This is a genomic window from Blautia sp. MCC270 (genome assembly GCF_018785605.1).
GTDB classification, from domain to species: domain Bacteria; phylum Bacillota; class Clostridia; order Lachnospirales; family Lachnospiraceae; genus Blautia_A; species Blautia_A fusiformis.
In genome coordinates this window covers 86,759-106,500 of the sequence record NZ_WQQD01000004.1, presented here as the reverse complement: position 1 = coordinate 106,500, position 19,742 = coordinate 86,759, and the positions used below count along the sequence as shown (strand labels likewise).

The following is a 19,742-nucleotide window of genomic DNA, read 5'->3' as shown; positions in this document are numbered from 1 at the left end:
GTATGGCAAAATCAAACAATCAGAAGGCGAAGATCCTGTACCTTGAAAAAATGCTGCGGGAAACAGGGGAGCATCGGGTAATATCTATGCAGAAGATCCTTGAGAATCTTGAGAAACAGGGAATCCGTGCAGAGCGAAAGAGCATTTATGATGATGTGGAGGTATTACGTTCTTTTGGAATGGATATCCGTTATACAAGAGAACGGCCGGGTGGGTATTATCTTGCCGGTGAGAGTGCCGGAGAGGAACAGCCGTCTGAAGAACCCGGGCTGACTGCGGAAGCTAAGGAGATTCATGAAACTAAAGATATTCATGAGACCTCTGTGGCAGGGTACCGGAAGCTTCTTGAGGCTTCAGCCGGAACCATAAAAAAAGAAATAAAACTTCTCTGTACCGGAGCTGTACAGGCGGAGGTGCGTGACTTTTTCGGCACAGATGCAGAATATAAGATGAAAGATAGCGGAGATCTGACGGTAACTGCAGAGTTTCCGGAAAATGGAAAATTCTACGGCTGGCTGACCGGGATGGGCGGCAGTGTACGTATCCTGAAACCCAAGAAATCTGCAGCCGCCTACAGAGACTATCTGAAATCACTGGCAAAGGACTATAAAGGCTTATAGGAGAGATTTGATCATGAAGAAAAAAACAGCAATCCTGCTTGTGGGAGCTTTTGTCTTTACAGCAGCCTTTTCCGGCTGTGGAAAAAACAAAGAGGCGACAGAGGCAGCCAATGAAAGTGTGGAGTCTGAAGACCCGGAAGGAAAAGCCAAAAACAGCAATGATGCAGAGGAAGAAGAAAAAGAAGAAGCAAAAGAAACTGCGGCAGCAGATAAGAAAGTAGGTGTGTTTCTGCCTTCCTCAGCAGATGATCCCCGTTGGTCTGCTGATGGAGAAACTCTTCAGAATACACTGGAAGATGATGGATATGATGCAGAGATATTTTGGGCAGATGAAGACAGTGATACGCAGGTATCACAGATCCAGTCCATTCTGGACGATGAAGAGCTTTCTGCACTTGTCATCGCACCTTCAGATGCGTACAGCCTGAACGATGTGCTGGAGCAGGTGTATGAGAAATCTATCCCTGTGATTTCTTACGATCAGCTGATCATGGATACAGATAAGGTCAACTATTATGTTACCTTTAATACAAGAAAAGCCGGAAAAATGGTGGGAGATTCCATCATAAAAAAAATGGATCTGGAGAAAGCCCGGGAAGAAAAGAAAACTCTGACCATTGAGTTCCTTATGGGCTCTCCGGATGATCGTGACGCACTGTTCTTTTATAATGGCGTGATGGAGAAGCTTCAGGAATATTTCGACGACGGAACACTGGTATGTACTTCAGGAAAGCTGACCTTTGATGATACTGCAGTGATGCGTTCCGGAAGAAATACCGCAAAGAATGATATGGCGGAGATCCTTTCTCAGAATTATACAGAGGGTGCGCCGGATATTATCTGCACAGGTGCTGATGACCTTGCACTTGGGGCTGTGGATGCCCTGGAGGATGCAGGACATGTGTCTGGAGAGGATGGCTGGCCTATGATCACAGGAGGCGGCTGTGAGGCAGAAGCAGTGACCGCTGTGATCCAGGGAAAGATTGAGGATGATCTGCTGTTTGATAACCGTGTACTGGCAAATGACTGTGTGACGATGGTGGATGCTCTTCTGAAAGGGGAGAAGCCGGAGATCTCCGATTATGAGCAGTATGACAATGGGACCAAGATCGTGGGAACTGTGACCAGTGATATCCAGCTGATCGATGCAGATAATTATCAGATGCTTGTGGATGACGGATATTATGAAGAAAAAGAGATCATGCCGGAGGCAACTGCCACACCAACGCCGACAGTGACATCGGAAGCTACGGTGACGGAAGAACCGGATATAGATGAAAATACACCGGAAGCTGCATCGGCTTCATCGGAAAAGGAAGAAACGGAAATTTCCGGAACACCGACACCGGAGGAAACAGTAACTCCGACACCTTCAGAGAAAGCGGAAAAGGGTGCAGATGCATAGATCAGAAATGATATCATGATCTGGCTGTGATAAAAATAAAAATACTCCCGGAAACAATGTATATAAGTTTCCAGGAGTATTTTTTATGATAAATCTTATTCACGGAAAGTAAGTTTGCCATCAGCAATGGAATCAATGATAGCAAGGGATTCCAGATGGATACCCATGTCACGGATGGTCTGTCCGCCGGACTGGAAGCCTTTTTCGATAACGATTCCGGCTCCTTCAAGAGTTGCGCCGGATTTCTTAACGATGTCGATCAGACCGAGAAGTGCACAGCCATTGGCAAGAAAATCATCGATCAGGAGTACGTGATCTTCCGGTCCGAGAAATTTCTTGGAAAGGATCACATCGTAAACTTTCTTGTGGGTGAAAGACTCTACCTTGGTGGTGTACATCTCGCCGTCAAGGTTCACACTCTGTGCTTTCTTGGCAAATACAACCGGTACATGGAAATACTGTGCCGCAATACAGGCAATACCGATACCGGAAGCCTCGATGGTAAGGATCTTGGTGATTGGACAGTGGTCAAAACGTTTCTTGAATTCTTTGCCGACCTCGTTGATCAGGTCAATATCCATCTGATGATTCAGGAAGCTGTCCACTTTTAAAATATTTCCTTCTTTTACTACGCCGTCTGTCAGAATTCTGTCTTTTAAAAGCTGCATGAAATTTATCTCCTTTGATTTATCACATTAATATATGTTTACTGCCCACGGACAGAGCAGTAATATTTTTAATATGTATCATACGACAATATTTGCGTGAGTGCAATTATTTTTGACAAAAAAACATAAAATTATTATAATGGATAGGATGACTAAGAAAGGAACAGGCACAGATGAAAGAGTACGAAGTAATCTGGGAAATTTTTAACAAATGTCCGAGAAATCAGATGCGTGATGTATTTGTGGAAGAAGTGGAGATTGCAGATCCGGAAGCGTATGTGAAACAGAAATTTCAGGGGAAGGATGTCTCCTACGAGAAGACAGTACTGGAAGACGGAACCATCATTTTTGACATTCAGACATCTATGATCCGGCAGCGCTGTTCTTTCACGGAGATCTGAAGGAGGAAATACACATGAAAGAAACACATGTGCACGTTCTCGAGGATGGAACCGTTCTTGAACATACCCACGGGGATCAGGAACATGTGCATACTCACGATGGCACACATCCTCATCATCACAGCCACGCACAGACCAAGGCCGTACTCAACAGACTTTCCAGGGCCATCGGGCATATGGAATCCATTAAGCGTATGGTGGAGGAAGGACGTGACTGCAGCGAAGTGCTGATCCAGCTGTCAGCCGTAAAATCTGCGATCAATAATACAGGCAAGATCATCCTGCAGGATCATATAGAACACTGCATCGTGGATGCAGTGGAGCATGGAGACAGGGATGCTATCAAGGAACTGGAAAAAGCGATCGACAGATTTATGAAGTAAGGTAAGGAGTTCATGAGAGATCGTGAATGAGAAAAATATACGGACAGAGAGCCAGTTCTGTCTGTGTAAATACAAAGAATGAGAGGAATCTATTATGGCAAAAGAGTGTAGCAATACATCCTGCAACAAATCAAGCTGTGAAGGCTGCGGACAGAAACAGCCCCAGAGCCTCATGGCAGAACCAAACGTTTTTTCTGACGTAAAACATGTGATCGGAGTTGTCAGCGGAAAGGGAGGCGTGGGTAAATCCTTCGTAACAGGCTCCCTGGCAAACCTGATGGCTTCCAAGGGATATAAAGTGGGCATTATGGATGCTGATATCACCGGTCCGTCCATCCCGAAGATGTATGGCATCAAGGGCAATGCACAGGGCAGTGACAATGGGATCTATCCGATGCCAACTGCAAACGGAATCGAGGTTATGTCTGTAAACCTTCTTCTCCCGGATGAGGAGACACCGGTGATCTGGAGAGGTCCGGTCCTTGCAAATATGGTAAAACAGTTCTGGAGTGATGTGATCTGGGGTGAATTGGATTATCTTTTTGTAGATATGCCGCCAGGAACCGGAGATGTTCCGCTGACAGTATTCCAGTCCCTGCCGATCGAGGGTGTCGTGATCGTTACTTCTCCGCAGGATCTGGTCCGCATGATCGTCAAGAAGGCCTATAACATGGCTGATATGATGAAGGTTCCGGTCCTTGGAATCGTGGAGAACTATAGCTATGTGAAATGTCCGGACTGCGGAAAAGAGATCAAGGTCTTTGGCGAGAGCCATATCGATGAGATCGCTGCAGAACTGAAGGTTCCGGTCCTGGGCAAGATGCCGATTGACGTGAAGCTTGCAGAGCTTGCAGACAGCGGTCTGTTCAGTAAGATCGAGAATGAGTATATCACTGCGGCAGCAGACGTGATGCCGAAGGCTGAAGCGTAAGTAATAAGAATAATATCTGACCGATATCAATAACAGAAAAGACCACCGGAATTGAGTACATAAGGATCGTAATAATCTTATGGCAGATTCTGGTGGCTTTTTTACTGAATCAGGGAAGTATCCTGCTTCGATCGCGAAAAGCAGTAAGCGGAAGGAACTTGATCGTATCAGATCTGGGAAAAATATTTAAGAAAGCACTGGGCAGCCTGGGAAAGCTGCAGTGCTTCATGATGAGCGATCACGGCACTTCTTGCGGGCAGAGGTGTTTTCAGATGGACAGGTTCCAGACCCGGACGGTTGCGGAGCATATAATCCGGGATACAGGCAATACCAAGTCCGATCTCTGCAAGATCGATCAGCAGATCGTTGCTGTTCAGTTCAACCTCAGGCAGCAGTTTCAGTCCCTGGGCTGCAAACACCTGATGAAGATATTCGCTGGTGGTACTCTTTGGAGCGAGCATCAGGATGGGATAATCCAGAAGATTTTCCATGGAAAGAGGCGATTTGCCCATGGTGAAATAGTCCGGATTTGCCACGAAGATATCCCGGAATTCCAGCACAGTCTGAAGCTTGGTGTGGGCTGAAAGCCGGGAATTCGGGTAGTTGGTGACGATCAGCTCAGCCTGGCCGTTTTCCAGAAGCTCCGCACATCCGATGGAGGTACTGTTGATGATCTTGATCCGTACCTCCGGATGATCCTTGTGGAAACGGCGGAGATAGGGGATGAGAAAATAGCGGCACAGAGTATCGCTGGCACCGATCCGCAGCTGACCGGTAAGATTTCCTTCTCCGGAAAGGACAGCCTCTCCTTCGTTGAGCATGGAAAGGGCCGGCTTTACATGCTGGAGGAGAAGCTCTCCCTCCGGAGTCAGGATGACCCGTTTGGTACTGCGCACAAACAGAGTATGGCCCAGCTTTTTTTCAAGGTTTTTGACGGCCTGGCTTACTGCAGACTGTGAGATAAAAAGCTGTCTGGAAGCCTCCGAAAAGCTCAGCGTCGTGGCCACGTAATAAAACACTTTGTAAAGTTCAAGATTGATATCCATATGTGAAAAATCCTCCGCTTATAAATGATATAAGATATATTAATTTTACTAATGATATTTCCTATGATACTATATTTTCAGCAGAAAAGAAAGACTGAAATGCTTTCTGCACGTTTACCATCCTTATTATCGGATATAGAGAAAGGAGCCTTCTATGAGCAACGTAAGACGTGTGTATGTAGAAAAGAAACCTGCCTTTGCAGTAAAAGCAAAGGAACTGAAACATGAGATCAAACATTATCTTGGTATCAGCACTGTGACAGCAGTCCGTGAGCTGATCCGTTATGACGTGGAGAATATCTCCGATGAAGTATTTGAGAAAGCCTGCAAGACCGTATTTGCAGAGCCGCCGGTAGATGATCTGTATCTTGAAAAATTTGATGTGGCAGAGGGCGCACGTGTATTTTCCGTAGAATTCCTTCCCGGACAGTTTGACCAGAGAGCCGATTCTGCAGTGCAGTGTGTACAGTTCCTGGATGAGAATGCAGCACCGATCATCCGTTCAGCAACTACTTATGTAATCGAAGGAAACGTTACAGATGCAGAGTTTGAGGCGATCAAACATCACTGCATCAACCCTGTGGATTCCCGTGAGACAGGTCTTGAGAAGCCGGAAACACTGGTAACAGTATTCCCGGATCCTGAGAATGTGAAGATTTTTGACGGATTCAAGGATATGGCTGAGGCTGATCTGAAGGAGCTGTACGCTTCTCTGAACCTCGCCATGACATTTAAGGACTTCCAGCATATCCAGAATTATTTCAGAAATGAAGAGAAACGCGATCCTTCTATGACAGAAATCCGTGTTCTGGATACCTATTGGTCTGATCATTGCCGTCATACTACTTTCTCCACAGAGCTTACCAGCGTGAAGTTTGACGAAGGTGATTATAAGACTCCTATTGAAAAAACATACAAAGAATATCTGGATGCCCATAAGGATATGTACAAGGGCCGTGATGATAAGTTTGTCTGCCTGATGGATCTTGCACTTATGGCAATGAAGAAACTGAAAGCAGAAGGCAAGCTTGCAGACCAGGAAGAGTCTGATGAGATCAATGCCTGCAGTATCGTGGTACCGGTGGACGTGGACGGGAAAGAAGAAGAGTGGCTGATCAACTTCAAGAACGAGACACACAACCATCCGACGGAGATCGAGCCTTTTGGTGGTGCGGCAACCTGCCTTGGCGGAGCCATCCGTGATCCGCTTTCCGGACGTACCTATGTATACCAGGCAATGCGTGTGACAGGTGCAGCAGATCCTACCGTATCCGTAAAGGAAACTCTGAAGGGTAAACTTCCGCAGAAGAAGCTTGTCCGCAGCGCAGCCCACGGCTACAGCTCCTACGGAAACCAGATCGGTCTTGCAACCGGTGCTGTAAAAGAAATCTATCATCCGGACTACGTTGCAAAACGTATGGAGATCGGTGCGGTTATGGGTGCGGCTCCGAGACGTGCGGTTATCCGTGAAAATTCCGACCCTGGAGATATCATCATCCTTCTTGGCGGACGTACCGGCCGTGACGGTATCGGCGGTGCAACCGGTTCCTCCAAGGTCCACACAGAGGCTTCCATCGAGGTCTGCGGCGCTGAGGTGCAGAAAGGTAACGCGCCTACCGAGCGTAAGATCCAGAGAATGTTCCGCAGAGAGGAAGTCAGCCATATCATCAAGAAATGTAACGACTTCGGCGCAGGCGGTGTTTCCGTTGCCATCGGCGAGCTGGCACCGGGACTTCAGATCGACCTCGACAAGGTTCCGAAAAAATACGCAGGTCTTGACGGCACTGAGATCGCCATCTCTGAGTCTCAGGAGCGTATGGCTGTTGTAGTTGACCCGAAAGATGTGGATACTTTCCTGAAATTTGCAAATGAAGAGAATCTCGAGGCAATTCCGGTTGCAGTTGTAACGGAGGAGCCACGCCTTGTCCTTAACTGGAGAGGAAAAGAGATCGTAAATATCTCCCGTGCATTCCTGGATACCAACGGTGCACATCAGGAGACCTCCGTTGAGGTTGAGATCCCGTCAAAGGACGGAAATCTTTTCGAGGAACGTCCGGATGTAACAGATGTAAAGAAAAAATGGATGGATACTCTTGCTGACCTGAATGTATGCTCACAGAAGGGTCTTGTGGAGATGTTTGACGGCTCCATCGGCGCAGGCAGTGTATTTATGCCTCACGGTGGCAAATATCAGCTGACAGAGACACAGTCCATGGTTGCAAAGGTTCCGGTACAGAACGGAAAAACAGAGACTGTTACCATGATGAGCTACGGCTTTGATCCATACCTTTCCTCATGGAGTCCGTATCATGGAGCTGCCTACGCAGTAACCGAGTCTGTTGCCAAGATCGTTGCAACCGGTGGTGACTATAAGAAGATCCGTTTCACCTTCCAGGAATACTTCCGTCGTATGACAGAAGATCCTAAGAGATGGAGCCAGCCGTTCTCCGCACTGCTTGGCGCTTATGCGGCACAGATCGGATTCGGCCTTCCTTCCATCGGCGGTAAGGACAGTATGTCCGGAACCTTCAATGACATTGATGTTCCTCCGACACTGGTGTCCTTCGCAGTGGATGTTGCAAAGGTAAAAGATGTGATCACACCGGAGCTCAAAAAAGCAGGAAGCAAGCTGGTATGGCTCCGTGCACCGAAGGATTCCTATGATCTTCCGGATTACCCGGCTCTTATGGAGCAGTATGATAAATTACATCAGGATATCCAGGCAGGCCGTGTGATCTCCGCATATGCACTTGACCGTCATGGAATCGCTGCCGCAGTCAGCAAGATGGCCTTTGGTAACGGCATGGGTGTAAAGATCGAGCATAACCTTGATCCAAGAGATTTCTTTGCTCCGGCATTCGGCGATATCATCTGTGAGGTTCCGGATGGAAAAGTCGGTGAGCTTGCCATTACCTATACTGTGATCGGTGAGGTTACGGATAATGCGAAGTTCACCTACGGTGATACAGAGATCACTCTGAAAGAGGCGCTTTCCACATGGGAAGGAACTCTGGAGAATGTATTTAAAACAGCAGCAGGAACCGAGGACGTCAAGGCAGATGACGGTTCCCTTTACAAAGCAGACAGCATCTATGTATGCAAACATAAGGTTGCAAAACCGCGTGTATTTATTCCGGTATTCCCTGGAACAAACTGCGAGTATGACAGCACCCGTGCATTTGAGAGAGCAGGCGCCGAGGTAGACGTAAAGGTATTCAAGAACCTTACAGCAGAAGATATCCATGATTCTGTAGAGCTCTTTGAGAAAGCCATCGATCAGGCACAGATGATCATGTTCCCGGGCGGCTTCTCAGCCGGAGATGAGCCGGATGGATCCGCGAAATTCTTTGCTACCGCGTTCCAGAACGAGAAGATCAAGGAGGCAGTTATGAAGCTCCTCAATGAGCGTGACGGTCTTGCTCTTGGTATCTGCAACGGATTCCAGGCACTGATCAAACTGGGACTGGTACCGTACGGTGAGATCTGTGGACAGAAAGAGGATTCTCCGACACTGACCTACAACACCATCGGACGTCACGTATCCAAGATGGTTTACACCAAGGTTGTCAGCAACAAGTCTCCATGGCTTCAGAAAGCACAGCTTGGCGGCGTATACTGTAATCCGGCTTCTCATGGTGAGGGACGTTTTGTCGCAAACGATGAGTGGCTGAAGAAACTCAAGGAAAACGGACAGATCGCAACGGAGTATGTACCGGTAGATGAGACCGGATATGAGGGTGAGTTTAATGTAAACGGCTCTTATATGAACATCGAGGGAATCACAAGCCCGGATGGACGTGTTCTCGGAAAGATGGCACACAGTGAGCGTCGTGACGCAGGTGTGGCTGTCAATATCTACGGAGAGCAGGATATCAAGATTTTCGAATCTGGTGTTGAGTACTTCAGATAATACCAGGGGGAAAAGGTCAAAAAGTCGTTCGTGCTTGCACGATAAGACTTTTGAACTTGGACCCCGCCAAACATGAGGAAGTAGCAATTTACGTAGTAAATTAGCGGATTCCGAATGTTTGAGGATTGCGTGAGCTGCGTGCAGCGGAGCAATCCGGGAGTATCAGGTTATGGGCAATACTTTGCCCATAACATCCTTACAGTGGCAGGGGATTTCAGACCTCCCTGCCACTGTAAAAATACAAAAAAGCATATATTTTTTAAAAAATTAAAAAAAGTGAAAAAAACTGTTGACACAAGTCACAAACCATTATATAATAGCAAAGCGAGTTGCGGAACGGAAGAGTTCCTAAGACGAACAACTGTTATGGGATCTTAGCTCAGCTGGGAGAGCATCTGCCTTACAAGCAGAGGGTCATAGGTTCGAGCCCTATAGGTCCCATGTTACAAAAGAATATGGCGAGATAGCTCAGTTGGCTAGAGCACACGGTTCATACCCGTGGTGTCGAGGGTTCGAATCCCCCTCTCGCTACTTAACAAAAGGTCTGAAGATTCAATTTTATTGGGTTTTTGGACTTTTTTTGTTATAAAATTCCGGCTGCCTGTGGTAAGACCAGATGTGAAAAGTTAAGATTGACATTTTACATCGTTTTTTTTATCATAGTAAAAGAATAGACATAACGAATCATTTCGGGAAATGAGGATTGTATAGTGAAAAAAAGAATGCTTTTTGTTTTCAACCCCAAAGCAGGAAAAGGAAGAATCAAGATGCATCTGCTGGACATTGTGGATATCTTTAATAAAGGTGGGTACGAAGTGATCATCCGTGCCACGCAGGGACCGAAGGATGCTTATGAACAGGTGAAGGAATATGCAGATCAGGTAGATCTGATCGCCTGCAGTGGAGGTGACGGTACACTGGATGAGGTGGTTACCGGAATCGTGGAAGTGGGCAGCCAGACACCGATCGGGTATATCCCTGCAGGAAGCACCAATGATTTTGCCAACAGTCTGTTTATGCCGAAGAGTATGACTGCAGCTGCCTCCATGATCATGGAGGAGCAGATCTATCACTGTGACATCGGTAAATTTAATAACCAGACATTTGCCTATGTGGCTGCGTTTGGACTGTTTACCAATGTTTCCTATGAGACAGACCAGGATCTGAAAAATATCCTGGGACATGTTGCCTATGTGCTGGAAGGGATGAAGCAGCTTTTTGAGGTGAAATCCTATCATCTGAAGGTAACCTCCGATGAGCTGACAGTGGAGAATGATTTTATCTACGGTATGATCAGCAATTCCAGATCTGTAGGCGGATTTAAGAATCTTACCGGAAAAAACGTGGATATGAATGACGGACTGTTTGAGGTGACACTGATCACCAATCCGAAGAATCCGCTGGAGCTTCAGGAGATCATGACTGCGCTTCTTACTGCAGAGGATAATACAGATCTGATCTATTCTTTTAAGTCTGCGCATGTTGTGATAGAGTCAGAGGAGGCTGTTCCGTGGACGCTGGATGGAGAGTTCGGTGGAGATCAGACCCGTGTGGAAATCGATAATCTTCATGAGGCCATGAACCTTTATCTTACCAGCAGTAAGAAACAGAAAAAAAGCCGGCTGAACCAGAAAATGCAGGAGATCAAGGAGATTACCCAGAAGAGCGAAGAATGATCCGAGTATCCGAAGACAAGGTGATCATACAGAGGTGAAAATGTCTTTCCTCATAAGAAAGACTGGATATACAGGAACGAAAAGGAGGAAGAAATGGGAGATTATATCAACGTAAAGGAAATCTTTGGCTGCGATGTATTTAACGATTCTGTTATGCAGGACCGTTTGCCGAAGAAGGTATACCGCGAACTGAAAAAGACAATAGAAGAGGGTAAGGAGCTGTCCATGGAGATCGCTGATGTGGTTGCACATGAGATGAAGGAATGGGCTATTGAGAAAGGTGCTACTCATTATTGTCACTGGTTTCAGCCGCTGACAGGTGTTACTGCCGAGAAACATGACGCATTTGTCACAGCGCCAAGAGAGGACGGCAAGGTACTCTTAAGCTTTTCTGGCAAGGAGCTGATCAAGGGTGAACCGGATGCATCCTCATTTCCATCCGGAGGACTTCGTGCAACATTCGAGGCAAGAGGCTATACAACATGGGATTGCACATCACCTGCCTTTGTACGTCATGACGCAGCCGGCGGGATCTTATGTATCCCCACAGCATTCTGCTCCTACACAGGAGAGGCGCTTGACCAGAAAACACCGCTTCTTCGTTCCATGGAAGCGGTCAATACACAGGCGCTTCGACTTCTTCGTCTTTTCGGAAATACAACATCAAAAAAAGTAACTCCTTCCGTTGGAGCTGAGCAGGAGTATTTCCTGGTTGATAAGGAGAAATGGCTCCAGAGAAAAGACCTGATCTATACAGGAAGAACTCTTTTCGGTGCTATGCCGCCGAAGGGACAGGAGATGGATGACCACTATTTCGGAACCATCCGTCAGAGAATCTCCGCATACATGAAGGAAGTCAACGAGGAGTGCTGGAAGCTGGGCGTAACAGCAAAGACACAGCACAATGAGGTTGCACCTGCACAGCATGAGCTGGCACCGATCTACGCACCGGTAAATATTGCAGCAGATCACAACCAGATCATGATGCGTATCCTCAAAAAAGTTGCAAGCCGCCATGGTATGCGCTGCCTGCTTCATGAGAAACCGTTTGCAGGAGTTAACGGTTCCGGTAAGCACAACAACTGGTCCCTGACAACGGATGACGGGATCAACCTTCTTGAGCCGGGAAAAACTCCTCATGAGAATATCCAGTTCCTTCTTGTTCTCACCTGTATCCTGAAAGCCGTTGATGAGCATGCAGATCTTCTGAGAGAGTCTGCAGCAGACGTTGGAAACGATGAACGTCTCGGAGGAAACGAGGCACCGCCGGCAGTTATCTCCGTATTCCTTGGTGAGCAGCTTCAGGATGTTCTGGAGCAGCTGATCAGCACAGGTACCGCCACACACAGTAAGACCGGCGAGATCCTGGATACCGGTGTTAAGACACTTCCGGATTTTATGAAGGATGCTACAGACCGAAACAGAACATCACCGTTTGCGTTCACAGGAAACAAATTTGAGTTCCGTATGGTTGGTTCCCGTGATTCCATTTCCGAGTGCAACGTAGTTCTGAACACGATCGCAGCAGAAGTATTCCGCGATGCATGCGACCGTCTGGAAGCAGCAGACGATTTTGATACTGCAGTACATGACCTGATCAAGGAGTATGCGATCCAGCATCAGCGTATTGTATTCAACGGAAACGGATATGCACCGGAGTGGGAGGCAGAGGCAAAGAGACGTGGACTTCCGATCCTTCCGTCCATGGTAGATGCCATTCCTGCGCTGACTACAGATAAGGCTGTGAAGCTTTTTGAATCCTTTAATGTATTTACAAGAGCAGAGCTTGAGTCCAGAGCAGAGATCCAGTATGAAGGCTATGCAAAGGCTATCAACATTGAGGCCAAGACCATGGTGGATGTAGCTACCAAGCAGATCATCCCGGCAGTGATCCGTTATACAACGGTTCTTGCAGAGTCCATCAATTCTGTGAAAGCAGTGAGCGCAGCGCTTGATGTCAGTGTACAGACAAGTCTTCTGGAAAAATCCTCCGCACTTCTTGCTGAGACCAAGACAGCTATGGATAAGCTTTCCGGACTGATCGCTGAGTCGGAATCCCATGAAGAGGGACGTGACCGTGCTGTATTCTTCAGAGAGAGCGTGGTACCGGCAATGCAGGCTTTAAGAAAACCTGTAGACGAGCTTGAGATGATCGTAGATAAAGATATGTGGCCGATGCCATCCTACGGTGATCTGATCTTTGAGGTATGATCGGTTAAATAAAATACAGGAAATAAGAGATGTTCCCTGGGTGCAGCGGCATCTTTGAAATCAAATGACGGGACAGATGTAAGATCTGTCCCGTTTTTTACCTGGTGGAGAAAAAATCTGTAAGCGGTTATCCGTCATAGGATCATATAATAACTGCGGATGAGGATATCTGCGGTATTCAATCAGATTCAGGAGTAAGTATATATGATAGAATTAGAATTTTTAAAAGAACAGAACGTTTCCGAAAGCCTGATCCACGGCATCGAGGAATTTCGAAAAAATTATAACGTTGATAAGGGGGCTGCAGCCAGAGTTACCAGACCGTCTATACCGTTCTACGGAAAAGAAATCCTGGAAATGGCCATTGCAGGACTTTTGGAAGGAGAAAATCTTCTTCTTGCAGGCCCAAAGGCCACGGGAAAAAATATCCTGGCAGAAAATCTGGCATATGCTTTTGGCCGCCCGGTTTATAATGTATCTTTCCATGTCAATACAAACAGCGGAGACCTGATCGGAACGGATACCTTTGTAAACAATGAAGTCTGCCTCCGAAAGGGCAGCATCTATCAGTGTGCCGAGTATGGTGGCTTCGGTATTCTGGATGAGATCAATATGGCAAAGAACGATGCGGTCTCTGTCCTTCATGCAACTCTGGACTATCGCCGCTCCATTGATGTTCCGGGCTATGACCGGATCGACCTTCATCCTGCGGCACGTTTTATCGGAACCATGAACTACGGATATGCAGGAACAAAGGAGCTGAACGAAGCTCTGGTTTCTCGTTTCCTGGTGATCGATATGCCAGCGCAGACAGAAGAAACCCTGGGATTTATTTTCCGCAAAATGTTCCCGGAGGCAAAGGAAAAGGCAGTGGAACAGTTTATCGGTGTATTTATGGATCTTCAGAAGAAATCCGTAAACAGTGAGATCTCCACAAAAGCGCTGGATCTTCGAGGACTTCTGGCTGCCATGAAGATTGTTCGTGCAGGACTTTCTCCCCTGGCAGCAGTGCAGATGGGAGTGGTGAACAAAACCTTCGATATTTTTGAAAAGGAGATCGTGGACGATGTAGTCCGTACAAGGATCCCGGAAGAGTGGACAAAGGACGATGTCTATGCATAAAGATCTGACAGAAGAACTTTCTATAGAAGATTACAAGATGGAGCTGGAAAACCGGATCCGTAATCTCCTCTGGACGGTAAGCGGCGACTATACACTGGATGTGAAGCCGGATGTATCGCTGTTTCTCCGCTCAAAAGAGATCGCTCTTTACGATGGGATCAAACAGGGGGCTTTTGCCAGATATTTTGACAAAAATCTGCTTGGCCTTTATCTTGTAAAAAAAATCTATCTGGATGCCTCTGAGACGGAGCTGACCGGGCTGACACAGCTCTGTATCGAAGCGGCAGTGGGAGAGCGGATCTGTGAAGAGCGCCCCGGGGTTCGCCGCATGAGAAAAAAAGCTCTGGAAGATATCCTGGATCAGGAATATGAAACCCTGCCTTTCTACGATAAGCTGTTAGACAGGCTGAAAATTGCAGTATTCCGTGATGTACTTACAGGAAGCGTACAGCCTCTGGAGAAAAAACTGTCTGTATTCCGGGATCAGATCTATGCCTGCGCAGAAAGCAGAGACACCATGGAACTGATTCGGATCATCGACAGCCTCTATAATGCGGTCATCGATCCGGACTTTGAGAAGAAAAACGGTTCCCTTGAACGGGTAATGGCGGTGACGCTGGAAGAACTGACGGAATTTGGATGGGAAGACTATCTTAATGAAGAGATGTATGAGGAAGCTCTGGAAAATTACGTGGAAAAGCTCACAGACCGGATGACAGATATTGAAGATTCCTCACTGACACAGGATATGGAAGAAAAACGTAAGGTGAAAAACAAGATCACGGTGATTTCAGAGGAAGCTCTTCAGAAAGCTCATACCTATGTGGAACTGAATTTTGGAAAAACCTATCTCACACCTGCGGAAGAAAAAAGAATGAACCATCTTATGTGCCGGGGAATACACGGAGACTGCAGCCTGTATTTTACAGAAGGAATCCTGAAAAATCCGGTTCGTGATAATTATCAGTACCAGTATGCAAAGCGTCTGCGTAATAAGAACATATGGGTCTATCATGACAAGCACAGAATTGCAAAACGAAATATTGCCATATTGACTGAACTCCTGAAAAAAGCACTGGTGATCCGAAGTGAAAACCAGGAAGTCCTATCAGACCGGGGAACTATCGTTCCTTCCAGGCTGTGGCGTATAGGCAGAAGCGGTGAGGCAAATCTTTTTAAGAGGATTCTTCGTGGAGACAATACGGATTTTGTGGTGGATATACTGATCGATGCCAGTGGTTCACAGATGAGCCGACAGGGAGATGTGGCACTGCAGGCTTATATGATCAGCTCTGCCCTGAGTAATGTGGACATTCCTCATCGGGTTATGAGCTACTGCACATTCTGGGATCATACGATCCTGCACAGGTTCCGGGAATATGATGATCCGGTTTCGGCGGATGAGGATATTTTCAATTATGTGACTTCCTCCAATAATCGGGACGGGCTTGCCATAAAAGCAGCGGGATACAGTCTTTTGCAGAGGGAAGAGGAAAAAAAGATCCTGATCATCTTAAGTGACGGACGCCCCTACGATGTGATCATAAACCGCCCCAATGCAAAAAATCCGGCCCCTTATCAGGGAAAATATGCCATTTCAGATACTGCAACAGAGGTGCGGCGTCTTCGGAGCCAGGGCGTCAGTGTTCTGGGGGTATTTGCAGGTGAAGAGAAGGATCTTCCGGCGGAAAAGAAGATTTTTGGAAAGGATTTTGCCTATATCCGGGATATCGGAAATTTCTCGAAGATCGTAGGGCGATATCTGACAAAACAGCTGGAAACGGACAACTGAAAAAAAAAAGTATTTTATTTTAAATGTATAATATTCAATTGTAAGGAATAAGGTCACTATGTTAGCATAAAAGCTGCATAGTGACCAATTATTTGCTTATAATTATACAGAAAATTGTAAATAATATATAATATCTCAGATATAATTTCTTGCAAAATACTGCGAAATTTGCTATACTATATAACGTTACTAATTTACTAGATAAAGGGAGAGGAAATATGAACAAAAACACAGAGTTCAAACCTTACATTCCTGCGGAGAAAATCACTCCGGAGCTCACAGTTACATCTGTGATCATGGGATGTATTCTTGCTGTCATCTTCGGCGCAGCCAATGCTTACCTTGGTCTTCGTGTTGGTATGACAGTATCTGCCTCCATTCCGGCGGCAGTTATCTCCATGGGTGTTATCCGCGTGATTCTTCGCAGAAACTCCATTCTGGAGAGCAATATGGTCCAGACTATCGGTTCAGCCGGTGAGTCTCTTGCAGCAGGTGCTATCTTCACCATGCCTGCACTGTTCCTCTGGGCAGAGGAAGGACTTACAAGCAAACCAGGCATCGTTGAGATCACTCTGATCGCACTTTGCGGTGGTATCCTTGGTGTACTTTTCATGGTACCCCTTCGTAATGCCCTCATTGTTAAAGAGCATGCAACTCTTCTCTATCCGGAAGGAACTGCCTGCGCAGACGTTCTTCTTGCCGGTGAGGAAGGCGGAGCAAATGCTTCCACAGTATTCTCCGGTATGGGACTTGCAGCTGTCTTCAAATTTGTTGTTGATGGACTGAAGCTTCTTCCGGCAGATGTTTCTGCAGCATTTAAATCCTTCAAGGGTGAGATCGGTATGGAGGTTTATCCGGCACTTCTCGGTGTTGGTTATATCGTAGGACCGAAGATCGCATCCTACATGTTTACCGGTTCTCTTATCGGCTGGATGGTCATCATTCCGCTGATCTGCCTGTTCGGACCTGATACATGGATGTATCCGGCAGCAGAGGGAACGACCATTGCCCAGCTTTACGCAAACGGCGGAGCATCAGCGATCTGGTCTACTTATGTTAAATATATCGGCGCAGGTGCTATCGCAACAGGTGGTATCATTTCCCTGATCAAATCCCTGCCGCTGATCGTTACAACCTTCCGTGACTCCATGAAGAGCATGAAGGGAAGCAAGAACACAAGCACAGAGAGAACCGCACAGGATCTTCCGATGCAGTTCATCCTTCTCGGTGTTATAGCAATGGTATTTATCATCTGGATCGTTCCGGCAATCCCGGTAACTCTTCTTGGTGCATGTATCATCGTAGTTTTTGGATTCTTCTTTGCAACAGTATCTTCCCGTATGGTAGGTCTTGTAGGAAGCTCCAACAACCCGGTTTCCGGTATGGCTATCGCTACTCTTCTGATTGCTACATTTGCGATCAAGAGCTCCGGTAAAACAGGTATCGACGGAATGACAGCAGCGATCGCTGTTGGTTCTGTTATCTGTATCATCGCAGCGATCGCCGGTGATACCTCTCAGGACCTTAAGACAGGATACCTTCTCGGTGCTACACCTAAGAAGCAGCAGATGGGCGAGATGCTCGGTGTTGTTGTTTCCGGTCTTGCTATCGGCGGTGTTCTGTATCTTCTGGATGCAGCATGGGGCTACGGTACAGCAGAGATCCCTGCGCCACAGGCTCAGCTTATGAAGATGATCGTTGAGGGAATCATGGGCGGAAACCTTCCATGGGGACTTGTATTTGTAGGTGTATTCCTTGCAATCTGCCTTGAGATCCTCCGTATCCCGGTAATGCCTTTCGCAATCGGTCTTTACCTTCCAATCTACCTGAACGCAACCATCATGATCGGTGGTATCGTTCGTGGATTACTTGACAGCAGAAAAGGTGTTGACGAAAAAACCAAGACAGCTCAGTCCACAGATGGTACCCTGTACTGTGCTGGTATGATCGCCGGCGAGGGTCTTGTTGGAATTCTTCTTGCGATCTTTGCAGTTGTCGGTATCAGCCTTGATATGTCCGGCGTTGTAAACCTTGGAAATATCGGCGGCGTTGTGCTGATGATCATCATGATCCTGTCACTGCTTAAATTCTCTATCTGGAGAAAGAAGAAAGCCTGATGAGAAAAAACAAAAAGGATAAGAAACAGGATATCAACTATCTTGATCTGATCCCGGAAACAAACCAGTCGATCCGGTGGCACCGGGACCTGAAGCAGCGGATCATTCTTGAGATAGAGAATAAGGGTATGTTCAATACCATCGCGCAGAAGGTTTTTGGCAAGCCAAGGTTTTCCAAGGTTCATCTTGATGAAATGGGAACTTTTATCTGGCCTGAGATCGATGGAGCCAAAACCGTGCAGGAGCTTGCCCTGCTGGTGAAAGAGCATTTCGGAGATAAGGCAGAACCGCTTTATCCGAGAATCGTAAAATACTTTCAGATAATGGAAAGCTATGAATTTGTTCATTTTATAAATAAAAAGACAGAAAAATAGCATGGAGAACGGGAACGGACGCAGAATAGTGTACGGTCCCGTTCTTTTTATGACACGTCAGTGCGGGAAACTGATGCAGTTGTCATATGATACTATAGCATTTCCGGGATTTTCACAGCGGAATAGAAATATTGAGGACACTTCAAGACAGAAATTCCGGGAATTGCTGTAAAAAATGAAAGGAGCACTTTATGAGTCTTGTGAAAAAAAAGGACTGGTATCTGGATTATCTTCTGATCATAGTAGGAACCGGGCTGATGGCACTTGCCATCAATTCCGTTTTTGATGCAACCGGGCTGGTAACAGGCGGCTTTTCCGGTATAGCGATCCTGGTGAAGCACTGGACCGGTGAGATCATAGATGGCGGGGTTCCGCTGTGGCTTACCAATATCACGCTGAACATTCCGCTGTTTTTTCTGGGATGGCGGATCAAAGGCTTTTCCTTTGTAAAAAAAGCTCTGATCGGTGAGATCTCCCTCTCAACCTGGCTTGCCATTCAGCCGGTGTGGAATATTGCGGGAGATGATCTCCTTCTGGCTGCTGTATACGGTGGTGTGATCCTGGGAATCGGCATTGGAATGGTTTTCCTTGGACAGGGAACCACAGGCGGAACGGATATGATGGCAGCACTGATCCAGAAGTATATGCGTCATTATTCCATCGCACAGATCATGCAGTTTATTGATGGACTTATTGTGATCGTAGGAATGTATGTGTTCGGTATCCAGCGGGCCCTGTATGCCATCATTGCGGTTTATCTGGTAACAAAAGTATCCGACAGTCTGATCGAAGGTCTGAAGTTTTCCAAACAGACATTTATCATCACGGAGAAGCCGGATGAGGTTGCCAGAGTCATTATGGAAGACCTGGATCGCGGAGCGACAGGGATCTGTGGCAAGGGGATGTATTCCGGTCAGGAGAAGACGATCATCTTCTGTGTGGTAAACAAAAAGGAAATTGTGAAGCTGAAAGAGCTGGTAGATGATATTGATCCCAACGCTTTTGTGATCGTTTCCGATGCAAGAGAAGTTCATGGAGAAGGTTTTATAGAGAAAAATTAGGCGGATTTCAACAAAAATTTGTAAA

At 46.7% G+C, this 19,742-nt stretch carries 15 protein-coding genes and 2 tRNA genes; 15 read left to right on the top strand and 2 right to left on the bottom strand.

The window, feature by feature from the left end; genetic code table 11:
- The first annotated feature begins 2 nt into the window (after positions 1-2).
- Entirely contained in the window at positions 3-620 is a 618-nt protein-coding gene (locus GPK58_RS01720; protein WP_215638099.1) for a WYL domain-containing protein, read from the top strand.
- A 13-nt stretch (positions 621-633) separates the two neighbouring features.
- Positions 634-2,025 carry a substrate-binding domain-containing protein gene (locus tag GPK58_RS01715; protein ID WP_215638098.1) on the top strand — a complete coding sequence of 464 codons (1,392 nt, stop codon included), beginning with the start codon at positions 634-636 and terminating at the stop codon, positions 2,023-2,025.
- Positions 2,026-2,120: 95 nt separating this feature from the next.
- Here the strand turns inward: GPK58_RS01715 and GPK58_RS01710 are convergent, their stop codons facing one another.
- The gene (locus tag GPK58_RS01710) at positions 2,121-2,693 is read right to left on the bottom strand and encodes a xanthine phosphoribosyltransferase (protein ID WP_015526955.1); all 573 of its coding nucleotides are present in this window, start codon (positions 2,691-2,693) and stop codon (positions 2,121-2,123) included.
- Positions 2,694-2,866: 173 nt separating this feature from the next.
- On the opposite strand from GPK58_RS01710, the gene GPK58_RS01705 reads away from it, so the two are divergent.
- The 3 genes from GPK58_RS01705 to GPK58_RS01695 all read left to right on the top strand — a co-directional run bounded on the left by GPK58_RS01705 (position 2,867) and on the right by GPK58_RS01695 (position 4,408).
- Entirely contained in the window at positions 2,867-3,094 is a 228-nt protein-coding gene (locus GPK58_RS01705; protein ID WP_015526956.1) for a hypothetical protein, read from the top strand.
- 14 nt (positions 3,095-3,108) lie between these two features.
- A complete protein-coding gene (locus GPK58_RS01700; RefSeq protein ID WP_118752591.1) occupies positions 3,109-3,477 on the top strand; it encodes a metal-sensing transcriptional repressor in 369 nt (122 codons plus the stop codon).
- Between the two features lie 94 nt (positions 3,478-3,571).
- Positions 3,572-4,408 (top strand): Mrp/NBP35 family ATP-binding protein, encoded by an 837-nt coding sequence (locus GPK58_RS01695; protein ID WP_015526958.1) that lies wholly within the window; start codon positions 3,572-3,574, stop codon positions 4,406-4,408.
- 167 nt (positions 4,409-4,575) lie between these two features.
- On the opposite strand, the gene GPK58_RS01690 is transcribed toward GPK58_RS01695, so the two are convergent.
- Positions 4,576-5,454 (bottom strand): LysR family transcriptional regulator, encoded by an 879-nt coding sequence (locus GPK58_RS01690; protein WP_021650784.1) that lies wholly within the window; start codon positions 5,452-5,454, stop codon positions 4,576-4,578.
- A 154-nt stretch (positions 5,455-5,608) separates the two neighbouring features.
- Here GPK58_RS01690 and GPK58_RS01685 point away from each other — a divergent pair, with 154 nt between their 5' ends.
- From GPK58_RS01685 to GPK58_RS01640, 10 genes are all read left to right on the top strand, one after another.
- Positions 5,609-9,364 (top strand): phosphoribosylformylglycinamidine synthase, encoded by a 3,756-nt coding sequence (locus tag GPK58_RS01685; RefSeq protein ID WP_215638097.1) that lies wholly within the window; start codon positions 5,609-5,611, stop codon positions 9,362-9,364.
- A 368-nt stretch (positions 9,365-9,732) separates the two neighbouring features.
- A tRNA-Val gene (locus GPK58_RS01680) sits at positions 9,733-9,805 on the top strand.
- A gap of 16 nt (positions 9,806-9,821) precedes the next feature.
- Positions 9,822-9,895 (top strand) — tRNA-Met (locus tag GPK58_RS01675).
- 179 nt (positions 9,896-10,074) lie between these two features.
- On the top strand, positions 10,075-11,040 hold the full coding sequence (locus tag GPK58_RS01670; RefSeq protein ID WP_059085348.1) for a diacylglycerol/lipid kinase family protein: 966 nt from the start codon (positions 10,075-10,077) through the stop codon (positions 11,038-11,040).
- Between the two features lie 93 nt (positions 11,041-11,133).
- Entirely contained in the window at positions 11,134-13,251 is a 2,118-nt protein-coding gene (locus GPK58_RS01665; RefSeq protein ID WP_110102533.1) for a glutamine synthetase III family protein, read from the top strand.
- Positions 13,252-13,455: 204 nt separating this feature from the next.
- A complete protein-coding gene (locus GPK58_RS01660; RefSeq protein ID WP_118608598.1) occupies positions 13,456-14,373 on the top strand; it encodes an AAA family ATPase in 918 nt (305 codons plus the stop codon).
- Positions 14,366-16,165, top strand: coding sequence for a nitric oxide reductase activation protein (locus GPK58_RS01655; RefSeq protein WP_215638096.1), 1,800 nt, complete (start codon positions 14,366-14,368; stop codon positions 16,163-16,165). The genes GPK58_RS01660 and GPK58_RS01655 overlap by 8 nt, the downstream gene beginning before the upstream one ends.
- Before the next feature lie 218 nt (positions 16,166-16,383).
- Entirely contained in the window at positions 16,384-18,282 is a 1,899-nt protein-coding gene (locus tag GPK58_RS01650) for an OPT family oligopeptide transporter (RefSeq protein WP_044961039.1), read from the top strand.
- Positions 18,282-18,656 carry a PqqD family protein gene (locus GPK58_RS01645; RefSeq protein ID WP_021650789.1) on the top strand — a complete coding sequence of 125 codons (375 nt, stop codon included), beginning with the start codon at positions 18,282-18,284 and terminating at the stop codon, positions 18,654-18,656. Before GPK58_RS01650 ends, GPK58_RS01645 begins: the two co-directional genes overlap by 1 nt.
- Positions 18,657-18,847: 191 nt before the next feature.
- Complete coding sequence (locus tag GPK58_RS01640; protein WP_118608597.1) at positions 18,848-19,717, top strand: YitT family protein; 870 nt, start codon at positions 18,848-18,850, stop codon at positions 19,715-19,717.
- Positions 19,718-19,742: the final 25 nt, after the last annotated feature.